The sequence below is a fragment of the Rhodococcus sp. C3V genome (assembly GCF_029269915.1).
Classification (GTDB): domain Bacteria; phylum Actinomycetota; class Actinomycetes; order Mycobacteriales; family Mycobacteriaceae; genus Rhodococcus_F; species Rhodococcus_F qingshengii.
The window spans coordinates 1-12,224 of record NZ_JARJBE010000032.1 but is presented as its reverse complement, the minus strand read 5'-3'; the positions used below and the strand labels follow the sequence as shown (position 1 = coordinate 12,224).

Annotated in this window: 10 protein-coding genes; 3 read left to right on the top strand and 7 right to left on the bottom strand. The window is 61.0% G+C overall.

Going from position 1 to position 12,224, the window contains the following annotated elements; all coding sequences use genetic code 11:
• The first annotated feature begins 270 nt into the window (after window positions 1-270).
• Window positions 271-1,695 (top strand): aldehyde dehydrogenase family protein, encoded by a 1,425-nt coding sequence (locus P3G66_RS31400; protein ID WP_276117839.1) that lies wholly within the window; start codon window positions 271-273, stop codon window positions 1,693-1,695.
• Between the two features lie 63 nt (window positions 1,696-1,758).
• On the opposite strand, the gene P3G66_RS31395 is transcribed toward P3G66_RS31400, so the two are convergent.
• Genes P3G66_RS31395 through P3G66_RS31365 form a run of 7 tightly spaced genes read right to left on the bottom strand, consistent with a single transcriptional unit; the run spans window position 1,759 to window position 8,747 of the window.
• A complete protein-coding gene (locus P3G66_RS31395) occupies window positions 1,759-2,520 on the bottom strand; it encodes an aldolase/citrate lyase family protein (protein WP_007732505.1) in 762 nt (253 codons plus the stop codon).
• 34 nt (window positions 2,521-2,554) lie between these two features.
• On the bottom strand, window positions 2,555-3,514 hold the full coding sequence (locus tag P3G66_RS31390; RefSeq protein ID WP_042926594.1) for an aldo/keto reductase: 960 nt from the start codon (window positions 3,512-3,514) through the stop codon (window positions 2,555-2,557).
• Entirely contained in the window at window positions 3,514-4,380 is an 867-nt protein-coding gene (locus P3G66_RS31385; RefSeq protein ID WP_007732503.1) for an ATP-binding cassette domain-containing protein, read from the bottom strand. Before P3G66_RS31385 ends, P3G66_RS31390 begins: the two co-directional genes overlap by 1 nt.
• Entirely contained in the window at window positions 4,377-5,210 is an 834-nt protein-coding gene (locus tag P3G66_RS31380) for an ABC transporter ATP-binding protein (RefSeq protein WP_007732500.1), read from the bottom strand. Before P3G66_RS31380 ends, P3G66_RS31385 begins: the two co-directional genes overlap by 4 nt.
• A 3-nt stretch (window positions 5,211-5,213) precedes the next feature.
• On the bottom strand, window positions 5,214-6,161 hold the full coding sequence (locus P3G66_RS31375; protein WP_007732498.1) for an ABC transporter permease: 948 nt from the start codon (window positions 6,159-6,161) through the stop codon (window positions 5,214-5,216).
• On the bottom strand, window positions 6,161-7,165 hold the full coding sequence (locus tag P3G66_RS31370) for an ABC transporter permease (RefSeq protein ID WP_214516675.1): 1,005 nt from the start codon (window positions 7,163-7,165) through the stop codon (window positions 6,161-6,163). Before P3G66_RS31370 ends, P3G66_RS31375 begins: the two co-directional genes overlap by 1 nt.
• A gap of 4 nt (window positions 7,166-7,169) precedes the next feature.
• A complete protein-coding gene (locus P3G66_RS31365; RefSeq protein ID WP_276117838.1) occupies window positions 7,170-8,747 on the bottom strand; it encodes an ABC transporter substrate-binding protein in 1,578 nt (525 codons plus the stop codon).
• 212 nt (window positions 8,748-8,959) lie between these two features.
• On the opposite strand from P3G66_RS31365, the gene pdxA reads away from it, so the two are divergent.
• Together pdxA and P3G66_RS31355 are read left to right on the top strand one after the other, a co-directional pair.
• A complete protein-coding gene (pdxA, locus tag P3G66_RS31360; protein WP_276117837.1) occupies window positions 8,960-11,212 on the top strand; it encodes a 4-hydroxythreonine-4-phosphate dehydrogenase PdxA in 2,253 nt (750 codons plus the stop codon).
• 27 nt (window positions 11,213-11,239) lie between these two features.
• The gene (locus P3G66_RS31355) at window positions 11,240-12,007 is read left to right on the top strand and encodes a DeoR/GlpR family DNA-binding transcription regulator (protein WP_003941419.1); all 768 of its coding nucleotides are present in this window, start codon (window positions 11,240-11,242) and stop codon (window positions 12,005-12,007) included.
• Window positions 12,008-12,224 lie beyond the last annotated feature (217 nt).

Here is a 12,224-nt window from a genome sequence, read left to right as displayed (position 1 = left end):
TACCGTTCACACCATCAGGGGCGCGAGCACAGCCGACTCACCACCCCGTCCGGGATCGAGTGAACGACACGCTCACCCTCTTGGACGAGGGGAACGGTACGTTCACACCATCACTGAAAAGCGTGCGCGCACCACAAGTCTCGTCAGTCGAAGGTCAATCTCGACACCAACCTGCCACGGAACCCGTCGAGCGTGGCTAGGCTCGGAAGAGGTGCCCCGTGTGATCGGGCCCACCTCACCTGTGCACGCGTGATGACTACGGAGGCTTCGATGACCGATATTCTCGACCGCACCAAAATCTATGTTGATGGCGCCTGGATCGAATCCACTGGCAGCGGTCGGATCGACGTTCTCAATCCGGCTACCGAAGAGCTGATAGGAACTGTCGCCGAAGGCACTGTCGAAGATGTCGATGCGGCCGCGAAGGCAGCACGAAAGGCTTTCCCCGCTTGGTCTGCACTATCGGGCGGCGAGCGAGCCGAATATCTTTCCAAAGCCGCGGCGATTATTGCCGAACGTACCGATGATCTTGCGGCGCTGGTTTCGCAGGATATGGGCATGCCGATCGGATTCGCGAAGCCCGTGCAAATCGGAATGCCGCTCGCGAATTTGAATGCATTTGCCGAATTGGCTCGCACTTATGATTTCGACGCTCACGAGGTCGGGAATTCGCTGATTGTTCGCGAACCTGCGGGTGTTGTCGGCGCTATCACTCCCTGGAACTTCCCGCTCCACCAAGTTGTCTTGAAGGTTGGCGGTGCGCTCGCGGCGGGCTGCACCGTGGTTCTCAAGCCCACCGAGGTTGCGCCACTCATCACGTGCGCTCTCGCTGACATCTTCGACGAAATTGGTTTGCCTGCAGGTGTATTCAACCTGGTAAGTGGCTACGGCCCGGTAGTGGGTGAAGCCATCGCCGGCCACCCGGAAGTCGACATGGTCTCCTTCACCGGGTCGACTCGGGCAGGCAAGCGAGTGGCCATCGTTGCCGCGGACACCATCAAGAAGGTCTCGCTCGAGCTGGGTGGCAAGTCGGCGAACGTCATTCTCGACGACGCCGATCTCGAAAAGGCTGTCACGGACGGCGTCGCAAAGTGCTTCATCAACTCGGGCCAGACCTGTTCGGCGCTGACGCGTATGTTGGTTCCCGCGGAGAAGGTGGATGAGGCAGCGGCAATTGCTGCTGCGGTCGCCGCTCATTTCCCGGTAGGTGATCCGACTCAGCCGACTTCGGTGCTTGGTCCTCTGGTGAACGCGAATCAGCTGGGACGCGTTCGCGGATACATCGAGAAGGGTGTGTCGGAAGGTGCCACCGCGGTTGTCGACGGTCGCGAAACCGGTCTGGCCAGTGGATATTTCGTCGGTCCGACGGTGTTCGCGAACGTGACCGAAGACATGACCATTGCGCGCGAGGAGATCTTCGGACCGGTCCTCGCGATCATGGGCTACAAAGACGAGGCCGACGCAGTGCGGATCGCTAACGGCACCGAGTACGGACTGGCCGGTGGCGTTTGGTCAGGTGACCCCGATCGCGCGGATCGCGTCGCACGGCAACTGCGTGCCGGGCAGGTCGAGGTGAACGGCGGCGCCTTCAACACGAATGCTCCGTTCGGTGGGTACAAGCAGTCGGGCGTCGGGCGCGAGGCCGGCACGTTCGGGCTCGAAGAGTTCCTCGAGATCAAGGCGATTCAGAGATAGTTTGTTCGAGAATGGCGATGCTCCCGTACCAAGTGCGGGAGCATCGCCATTTTTGTACCCGGATCAGGACTTGGCGGCATCCAAATGCTGAGCCGAGATGTTCGCCAGATGTGTCAGGTCCGAGGCCACGGTCGCGAACGTGTAGCCCTCCCCGAGCCGTTGTGCCGCAACCTGACCGGAAGGTGTGTGGATTCCCGCAGCGACTCCGCTGACGGCGGCAGCTTCGCGCACCCTGGTGAGCGCTGATTCGAATTCCTCGGCGACGTCCGGATCGTTGGAGTGCTTACCTCCGACGGCGATTCGTAGGTCGGACGGCCCGACGTACACGCCGTCCAATCCGGGCACTGCGCAGATCTCTTCGACGTTCGCCAGACCCTGTGGGGTCTCGATCATCGCAAATACAACGGTGTCGCGGTTCGCGTCGGCGGGAACGGGGCCGATACGGAGTTGCGAGCGCATGGGTCCGTAGGAGCGGATGCCGAAAGGCGGATACTTGGCGGCTGCCACGGCGGCCGCTGCCTCTTCGGCGTTGTTGATCAGCGGAACGATGACGCCCACAGCGCCCGCGTCGAGTGCACGGCCGATGGGCGTCGGGTTGTTTGCCTCGACGCGCACCATCCCGACGGTGGACGGTGACGAGTCGATGGCGGTGAGCCCGGCGACCATCCCCGAATAGCCGATCAGGCCGTGCTGCATGTCGAGGGCAATGTAGTCCCAGCCGACGTGCGCGATCCATTCGGTCGAGATCGGGCTGTCGATGACGGACCAATATCCGAGTATGCGTTCGCGTCCTCGGATGCGTGCGGCGAATTCCTGTGCTGACATAGTGAAGAACTCTTCCTGATGAAGGTCGGGTGTTTCAGCGGTTGTAGTTGGGCATGGGGCCTCGTAGGGCGGCACCGACGAGATCACACTCTTCGACGGTCGAGGCGTCGAGTGGACCTCGCCCGATGGCCGCGATATTGGATTCGAGGTGCGTTACTTTGGATCCTCCGAGGAGCAGCGATCCGGCGACGGGCTTGCTGACCAGCCAGCGCAACGCAAGCTCGGTCAGGGAGATGCCCGACTGCTCTGCGATTGCCGTCAGTTGAGCGATCGCGTCGAATATCTGTGTGTTCCAGTATCGCTCCTTGTACATCGACGCAAGACGTGAGTCGCCGAATCGGCCGTCGGCGGGACTTTCGTCGAAGGTGTGGCGCCCCGTGAGCAGGCCCCCACCGAGTGGGTTGTAGACCATGGTGGTCAGTCCGGTCACGTCCGCGAATTCTGCGTATTCTTCTTCGATGCGACGCGCGAGCAAGTTGTAGAGCTGCTGTGCGACGATCGGTCGGGGAGCTCCGACTGTGTCTGCGGTGTAGTTGATTTCACTGATTTGCCACGCTGCGAAGTTGGATACGCCGAGTGTGCGGATCTTGCCCTCGGCAACCAGTTCCGCGACGGTGGTGAGAGTTTCGGTCAGCGTGACGGTTCGGTCCGGCTGATGGAGATAGAACAGGTCGACGTAGTCCGTGTCGAGTCTGCGCAGGCTTCCTTCGACGCTTGCTCGGAGCCCCTCTGTCGAGAGTGGGCTGTTGTCGCCGGCATCGGGATGCGGCATTCCCGCTTTGGTGGCCAGAGTGACGGAATCGCGTCGGCCGTGGAGCAGCTTTGCCAGCATGCGCTCGGACTCGCCGCCCGCATAGCCGTTGGCCGTGTCGATGTGAGAGATACCGGCGCCTAGTGCTGCGTCGAGCATCGATCCGGCGCCCGATATGTCGACCGTGTCTCCGAATGTCATGGTGCCGAGCACCAGTTTCGGAAGCTCGAGTGGGGCGGTCATCAGGCAACTCCTCGTGATTCGGTCTGCTTGGCTAGCAAGTTCTTGGACAGGGCTGCCACCACGTGGCGTGGTTTGATGCCGACCATGGTGGTGGGATCGAGAGCAGCGCCTCGTAGTGCGCGGGTGTACGGCTCGCGCGGGCTGGCGAGAACTGTGTCTGTGGAACCGGATTCGACGATGGTTCCTTTCGACATCACGACTACGGTCTCGCTGATTTCTCGGACGACGCCCAAGTTGTGTGAGATGAAAACGTACGTCAGACCGGTATCGGCCTGAATTTCACGTAGGAGCTCGAGTACCTGCGCTTGCACCGACACGTCGAGAGCGCTGGTCGCTTCGTCGCAGACCAGGATCTCGGGTCCGCTGGCAAGTGCACGAGCAATTCCGATGCGCTGACGTTGGCCTCCTGAGAACTCCGCCGGACGCCGGTGTAGTGCCGAGCTGGGCAAGCCAACGCGATCGACGAGTTCTGCTGCTGCCTTTGCACGTTCAGACTTGCTCCGAACACCTTTGAGGCGCAGTGGTTCTCCGATGATGTCCTCGGCAGTCAGATGAGGGTCGAGCGATCCGTACGGATCTTGGAACACCATTTGAACGCGAGAGCGGTAGGGGCGCAGCGACTTCTCCGACATCTGCGCGATGTCATTGCCGTCGACGAGAATGCGTCCACTGGTCGGTGTGAGGAGTCGGACGATCGATCGAGCGATGGTCGACTTGCCACATCCGGATTCGCCGACGATGGCCAAGGTCTTGCCCTTTTCCACCGAGAAGCTCACAGCATCCACGGCTCGGAAAACTCCGTCGGGAACCGGATACTCGACCACGAGATCTTCGACGGCGAGAAGTGGCGTTTCGTGGCGGGTCATGCCGAGGCTCCGATCTGTGTTGAACGGGCGGGGTCGCCGTCCCAAGGCCCCAGTTGAGGTATGGCGTCGAGAAGCTTTTGTGTGTAGGCGCTTTGCGGTGAGTCGACGAGAACGTCGGCACTACCGGTCTCGACAAAACGTCCGTCCTTCATCACGTAGATGCGATCGGAGACCAACCGCGCAACTCCGAGATCGTGAGTGATGACCAGCATTCCGATGCCGGTGCGCTCCTGCAACTCGAGCAATAGATCCAGAATCCCGGCCTGAACGGTTACGTCCAGTGCGCTGGTGGGTTCGTCGGCCACGATCAGTTCGGGGCCGGCAGCAAGAGCGCCGGCGATCAGGACGCGCTGCAACATTCCACCCGACAGTTGATGCGGGTACTTGTCGAGTTGCTGATCCGGATACGGAATGCGTACCTGCTCGAGCAGTTGCACTGCCCGCTCGATTTGTTGCTTCTTCGCGGTCACACCGCTGTGGCGCACTGCTTCTCGAAGTTGGCTACCGATGGTGTGGACGGGACTCAGAGCCGTCATCGGGTCCTGGGGGATGAGCGCGATGTGTTTTCCGCGAATATCGTTCAGGATCTTCGTGTTTCCGAGAATGTCCTGACCCTTGAACACGGCTTTCCCGGAAAGAACCGCAAGATCGTCCGGAAGCAGTCCGAGAATCCCCATGGCTGTCGTCGACTTTCCGGAGCCGGATTCACCGATGATGGTGACGGTTTCACCGGCGTCGATGCAGAAGGACACGCCGTCGACGGCTCGGATGACGCCGTTCGCCGTGACAAGTTCGATCTGGAGATCGTCGACCCGTAGTAGATTTCCCATGTCTCACGCCTTCGCTTTCTGGGCGCTGCCACGCCCGAACAGGCTTGCGCCCAGTCGTTTCGAACCTGCAGGACGATCGCGCAGACCATCGCCGAGTAGGTTCACTCCGACGACCAGCAGCACGATCATCAGACCGGTCAACGTGACGATCCACCATGACGTGGTGATGTAGTCCTGGCCGTCGGCGATGATTCGTCCCCAGGTAGCGAATGGACGTTGCGGTCCGGCGCCGAGGTAGCTCAACGAACTTTCCAGCAGTACGGCCTGCGCGAGCAGCAGCAGGACGACGAGCGATGCCTGCTTGACGATGTTGGGAATGACGTGACGAAGCAGGATGGCCATGCGGGTAAGTCCGAGGACTCGAGCTGCAGCTACGTAAGGCTTTTCGCGTTCGACGAGTACCAATGAGCGAGTCAACCGTGCGACTTCGGGCCACTGTGCGATCGCGATGACAAACGTGATGACGGGAATGGACGGGCCGAACAGCGCAACAACGAGAAGCAGCATCATCAGCAAAGGCAGAGAAAGCTGTGCTTCGAGTAGGCGGGAGATCACGGTGTCGACCCAACCACCGAAGTACCCCGCGGCGGATCCGGCGACGATGCCGATGACGCCGGAGACGATCACGGCGAGAATACCGATCGTCAGAGACACCTGGCCGCCGTGCAGGATCCGTGAGAGCAGATCTCGTCCCAACTGATCGGTGCCGAACAGATGGCCGTCGGTGAGGGGCGGTAGCCGTCGACTGCTCAGGTTGGTCTGGTTCGGATCTGCAAGGGGGAGTAGTCCCGCCAATGCAACAGGAAGAATCACCAGGAGCGCGCAGATCGAGCCGGTCCAGATCTTGACTCGGCTGTCTCGCTTACGGCGCGTGGCTCCGGCGCGTGCGAAGTCTGCCTCGGTGACCGCGCTGGCGCGTGGAGTTGTTGGAGGTTCCAAGACGGTAGTCATCAGTTGGCGCCCTTTCCGAGTCGCACGCGTGGATCCAGGAGGGGGTAGAGGAGGTCCACTGCCAGTTGCACGAGCACGGCGAGAACCGCGGTGACAAGCACGGTGGCCTGGATGAGCGGGTAGTCGCGAGTCTCGAGTGCGCGGACCACCAGCGAGCCGACACCAGGCCAGGCGAACACGACCTCGACCACCACGACGCCGTTCAGCATTCCGGCGAATCTGGTGCCCAGCGCGGTGACGATCGGAATCGCCGAATTACGCATCGCATATCGCCAGGTGAGTTCGCGTTCCGATACTCCGCGAGAGCGTGCGACCGTGATGTACGGAGAAGCGAAGGCCGAGACCATTTCGCGTCGAACCATCCGGGAGATCAACGCGATCTGAAGGATGGCGATGGTGACGGTAGGCAGGATCAACGACGGCCATGTGGTGAAACCGGCTGCCGGGAGTACTGGGATCAAGACCGCGAAGATCGTCACCAGCATCAGGCCGCTCCAGAACTCCGGCATGGACTGCCCGCCGACGGCTACGACGTTCGCACCGAGTTCACGTCTGGTGTCCGCGTGACGGGCCATCCACACGCCCAGCGGAATCGAGAGCACGGCGGTCAACAGAATGGAGCTGACGGCAAGGGTGATGGTGTACGGGAGACGGCCGAGGACAACGTCCATGGCCGGCGCCTGGAACGAGTACGACGTGCCGAGATTCAGGTGGACGAGGTCCCACAGGTAGATCAGGTATTGGGAGAACACCGACTTGTCCAAGCCCATGTCAGCACGGATCTGTGCGAGATCCTCGGTGCTGGCCAGCGGTCCGGCCAAGGCGTAGGCAGGATCGCCGGGTGCCATTCGGATCAGGACGAACACTGTTGTGAGCGTGAGGAAGATCGTCAAGGCACTCTGTGCCAGACGTTTGAGCACGTATTTGACGGTCGGGTTGATCCTTGTGCGTCGACGCGGAGAGATTCCGAGGGAGGTTTGCGGTTTCGGAGCGGTGAGAGTCATCGCCTCAGGCCTCCAACCGGACGGCGCCGAGGTCGTAGGAGTTGATCGGGGTCAGTGAAACATTTTGTACACGAGTGCGTTTCGCAAGGAGAGCATTCGGCACGAAGCTCCACAGGCAAGGCCAGGTGTTCCAGATGTCTTGTTGTGCGGCGTCGAGTAGAGCGGCGCGCTTGGTCGGATCTGGCTCTCCGGATGCGGCTTGGATCTTCGCGGTGATCTCGGGGAAGACGTACCCGTGATAAGTGTCGCGAGTTGCTTCCTTCTCCGCTGTGCCGGCGTACATCCCCTGCAACGTGGTCAGTGCAAGTCCGGTCTGGTTGCCGTAGCCGTTGCCCAGCACATCCCAGTCGCCGGTCTTGCCCTGGCGCCAGGACGAGATGTCACCGCCCGGCTCGAACTGCTGGAGCTTGACGCGCACTCCCACGGCCTTCATCATCTCGAGTACCGATTCCATCACCGAGACGTCGTTGGTGAACTCTCCGGTTTCCCAGATGAAGGTGAGTTCGAGGTCGTCGGCGCCTTCGGCCTTGAGCATTTGCCGCGCTTTCCGTGGATCATATTGGTAAGTGCCGGTTTTCACGGCTCCGTCCAAGGTCGACGGTGCGGGGCCGGTGGCCGGGACTGCGGAACCGATCAGCACGTCCCGAGCGAGTGACTCACCGTCGATGGCATACGTGAGAGCTTCTCGGACACGCGGATTGGACAGTGGGTGATCGGCGGGCTTGCGGAAGTTGAAGAACAGTTGGTTGATGCGTGTGCTCGGTACTGTGTCCACCTGGACACCAGGCAGATCGGCGAGTTGTTCGGCGGAATCGGGACTGATCGAGTCGATGACGTCGACCTCGCCGCTCCGAAGCGCGACGACGCGGCCGGCCTCTTCGGGAATGAAGCGGACCTGAACACGACGAACGCCGGGGGCCGGGCCCCAGTAGTTGTCATTGGCGACAAGTGTGTAATCGCCGGTGCCCCGGTTCGATTCGCTGACGACGAACGGTCCCGACCCGATTCCGCTCTGCAGTTCGTTGGGTTCGTTGGCAGCGGCCGGGGTGATCAAGATGTTGGACATGAGCGAGTCCAGAACCGGCACCGGGGAATTCGTCCGAAGGATGAAGGTGCGATCGTCGATGGGGACGACCGTCGGCCACTCGGGGAACTGCGGTGCGACAAACGATCCGCTGACCTGCTGGTACATCTGCATTGCCGTCGTGACGTCGTCGATCAGCACAGGTGTGCCGTCGGAGTAACGGATGCCCTCGCGGAGTCGAACCGTCCACTCGGTCGGGCCGGTCGATTCGAACCTGTCAGCGAGAACGAGTTGCGGTGTCAGATTGTCGCCGATCCGGGTGAGACCTTGTCTGACGCCACGTTGAGCCGTGACTGCTGCGTCGAATTGATTGAGTTTGTTGTCGAGGCTGACGAGCGAGCGGTTGAGCCCGAGCACCAGGGTGTCCTGTGTCGGTTTCCCGGTAGGGCCGGCGCACGCGGCAGTCGTGCCCAGAAGCGTTGCGCCACCGATCAGCCCGGTGAACTGCAGAAAGGATCGCCGGGAGAGCTGTGGTGTTCGCAAACGAGTATTGGTCATCGGTGACCTTTCGATCCTGACGGGGCAGCGTGGGGGCGACGCTCCGAGCGGACTGTTGGTGAACAATCGCGTCGGGCTCTCGCTTGTAACTCAGCTCACAATGGCACTGTTGCGCACTTCGCGCAAGTCCCGTAACTTCGATTGCGTACTTCGCGCATCGGTCGCGATGCTGTGCATACTCGATTCAGACCGAAAGGGGGTCGAGGAATTCGATGAAACCACTGGTAATCATCGCTGATGATCTTTCCGGAGCAGCGGAGTCGGCCGCAGGATTTCTGCTCCGCAGTTCGGGCATATCGCTTCGGCTCGGCCCAGATGCGCCCGACGGATCAGGAGTGACGGTTTTCGATCTGCACTCACGGCGATCCGACCCCGCCAGAGCCTCTCGGGACGTGAGATCAGTTCTGCAATCGTCTGACGGCTCCGAGATCGTCAAGAAGATCGATTCCCTGCTCAGGGGCAACATAGCAGCGGAGGTTGGAGAACTCTCCCGCGACGGATCCCCGGTCATCGTCGCCGCCGGACTGCCCAGACAAGGGCGCACGGTGCAAGACGGCGTGGTGTTGGTCGATGGGGTTGCGTTGCACTCCACCGACCTGTGGCGCGCGGAGTCGAAGCCGACTCCTCGGTCGATTGCAGAGGCGCTCGGCCCGTCGGCAATCACTTCTGGCGTATCGCTGGATGACATTCGCTCCGGTCGTTTGAGCCAGGTTCTTGCGTCGATCTCAGAAGCCGGGTCGGTGGCGATCTGCGATGTCGAGACCGAGAATGATCTGGAACTGATTGTGGCTGCAGCACAGGAGGTTCGGGGTTCTCGATTGGTAGGAACCTCGGCGCTCGCGATGGCAGTGGCACGACGAAGAACCGTGCAGTCACCCGTCGCGTGCCCGTCTCTTCGTGATTCTCGATTTACCTTGGTCGTCGTGGGGACGGCGGATGCGTCTGCCGGGGACCAAGTGGCATTGCTTCGGGATTCAGGGGCGCATCATATCGAAGTGAACAGTGCTGAGCTGCTGGCGCATTCGGTCGATCCGCTTCCGATTCTGAACGCACTGGATCGCGGAAACGTCGTGGTTTCGGTAAGTGGACCTGTCGTGCCTGCAGAATCCGTCCACCTCGTTTCGGCTCTCGCCGATCTGATCGCTGCCGTCGATGCAGGATTCTCCCACGACGAGTACCCGATCGACTTGGTTCTTACCGGTGGCGAAACCGCGCGCAGCGTTCTCGACCGCCTGCGGATCGACACGCTGTCACCGATTTACGAGATCGAACACGGCGCCGTACTTTCCGTCGATCGCACCGGACGGTACATCGTCACGCGGCCAGGCAGTTTCGGGAATGCACACAGTCTTTTCTCCATAACGAAGTTTCTCGCGCACCCCACCCCGGTCGCCGCTCCGGACAGTCCACCTTCAGTTACTCCTTCAGCCAACGAGGTCAATACCATGTCAATCGAATCCACTCCACTGCCGCTGATTGCTGTCACGATGGGCGACGGCGCCGGCGTCGGACCGGAAGTGATCGTCCCCGCACTCCTCGACGGTGAAACGAGAAAGCGTTGCCGCCCTGTTGTTGTCGGCGACGCGAAGCGTTTGCGATCGGCTGCCACGGTGCTCGGAATCGACGTCGACGTGGTCGCGATCGAGGAGATCAAGGATGCTGAATTCATCGATGGACGGATCAACGTCATCGACCTGGACTTGCTACCCGAGGATCTCGCCTGGGGTGAACTGTCCGCAGTCGCGGGAGATGCGGCCTATCAATATATCCGCGTCGCAAGCGAACTCGCTGTACGCGGTGAAGTCCAGTCGATCTGTACGGCGCCGCTGAACAAGGAAGCGCTGCATGCGGCAGGACATATCTATCCCGGACACACGGAATTGCTTGCGCACCTGACCGGTACCGAGGAGGTGTCGATGATGTTGTCGACCCCCAAGCTCAAGGTGATTCACGTGACCACTCACATCGGACTGCTCGATGCAGTTGCCAGGATCGAGCCCGGCCTGGTCGAGAGGACCATTCGTCGAGGTCACGAAGCTTTGGTGCGCACGGGCAATCCATCTCCGAAAATCGGCGTGTGCGGGATCAACCCGCATGCGGGGGAGAACGGGCTTTTCGGGTACGGAGAGGAAGAGCAGAAGATCATTCCCGCCGTCGAACTCTTGAAGGCAGAAGGAATCGACGTCCACGGCCCACTGCCGGCGGACACGGCATTCTTCCTCGCTGGACGTGGGGACTACGACTTGATCGTTGCGATGTACCACGATCAGGGGCACGGCCCGGTCAAGGTTCTCGGGATCGAGGCCGGCGTCAACATCACCGTCGGGTTACCTGTCATCCGTACCTCCGTCGATCACGGAACCGCTTTCGACATTGCAGGTAAGGGCATCGCCGAGGCCGGTAGTATGGTCGAAGCGCTGCGGCAGGCGGCCGAATTGGCAACCAGCACATTCGTTTCCAAGTAAGCACCAGGGTTTGTAGGGGGAGGAGCGATGGCCATCCGGGAGTCGGAGGCGAGGCGGTCGGAGATTGCGAGGCTCGCTCGCACCAGCGGTCTGGCCAGTGTCGAGGATCTGTCTGCCCAATTCGGGGTGACTGCATCCACGATTCGTCGCGACCTGAGTCAGTTGACTGCCCAGGGAGTAATTGCTCGAACGTACGGCGGGGCGATTGCTCTCAACCCTCATCCGGAATCCTCCTTGCGTCAACGCGCAATGGAGGGATTCGACGCCAAACGGGGCATCGCCGAATGGGCTGCTGAGCAGGTTCGGCCCGGGGAAACCGTACTTCTTGATGCAGGTACCACCGTCGGGGCGATGGGAGAGTTCTTACGTCACGTGACGAATTTGACGGTGATCGCTGCAGGGCTGACGGCGCTCGAGGCGTTAGCCGACGCTGATGGTGTTCGAGTCGAATGTCTCGGCGGGACGCTGCGGCAGCTCAGTCAAGGATTCGTCGGGCCACTGGCGGAAGCGTCGCTGCAGCGGGTGTCGTTTGACAAGGCATTCCTCGGTGCCGATGCAGTTACGGCTGACCTGGGTATTTGTGAAGCTGAGCTCGATCAGACCCGGCTCAAGGAAATGATGATCGAACGTGCCGGCGAGGTCTACATCCTCGCCCACTCCGCCAAGCTCGGTGAACGTCCTTTCCATGCGTGGGCGCCGATACCGCCGGGGGCCGTGCTGGTTACCGATGCTGCAGTAGACGCAAAGCAAGTCGCGTTGTTCGAGGATGCAGGTATCCGAGTCCAAGTGGTGTGAGTTCCCGCTGCGTGCCGATCCGGGCACGGTGTCCGGCGTCACATGATGTCCGAATTCGTGAAAATCGACTGAAACGGGCAATCTTGCTGGGGAAATGGATACCTCCGAGCCTCTGACCTGTGGATTTGTCAAAGACTTCGGCGGACGCGTAACTTATTCCAAGTCAGAGCGACACGGACACCGACTCCCACCTGCGAGGGTGAGTGACACGAGGTTG

Coding starts and splice junctions, on each gene's coding strand:
- P3G66_RS31400 (WP_276117839.1), top strand. CDS start 271: ATGACCGATATTCTCGACCGCACCAAAATCTATGTTGATGGCGCCTGG.
- P3G66_RS31380 (WP_007732500.1), bottom strand. CDS start 5,210: ATGGGAAATCTACTACGGGTCGACGATCTCCAGATCGAACTTGTCACG.
- P3G66_RS31365 (WP_276117838.1), bottom strand. CDS start 8,747: ATGACCAATACTCGTTTGCGAACACCACAGCTCTCCCGGCGATCCTTT.
- P3G66_RS31355 (WP_003941419.1), top strand. CDS start 11,240: ATGGCCATCCGGGAGTCGGAGGCGAGGCGGTCGGAGATTGCGAGGCTC.
- P3G66_RS31370 (WP_214516675.1), bottom strand. CDS start 7,165: ATGACTCTCACCGCTCCGAAACCGCAAACCTCCCTCGGAATCTCTCCG.
- P3G66_RS31395 (WP_007732505.1), bottom strand. CDS start 2,520: ATGTCAGCACAGGAATTCGCCGCACGCATCCGAGGACGCGAACGCATA.
- P3G66_RS31375 (WP_007732498.1), bottom strand. CDS start 6,161: ATGACTACCGTCTTGGAACCTCCAACAACTCCACGCGCCAGCGCGGTC.
- P3G66_RS31385 (WP_007732503.1), bottom strand. CDS start 4,380: ATGACCCGCCACGAAACGCCACTTCTCGCCGTCGAAGATCTCGTGGTC.
- P3G66_RS31390 (WP_042926594.1), bottom strand. CDS start 3,514: ATGACCGCCCCACTCGAGCTTCCGAAACTGGTGCTCGGCACCATGACA.
- pdxA (WP_276117837.1), top strand. CDS start 8,960: ATGAAACCACTGGTAATCATCGCTGATGATCTTTCCGGAGCAGCGGAG.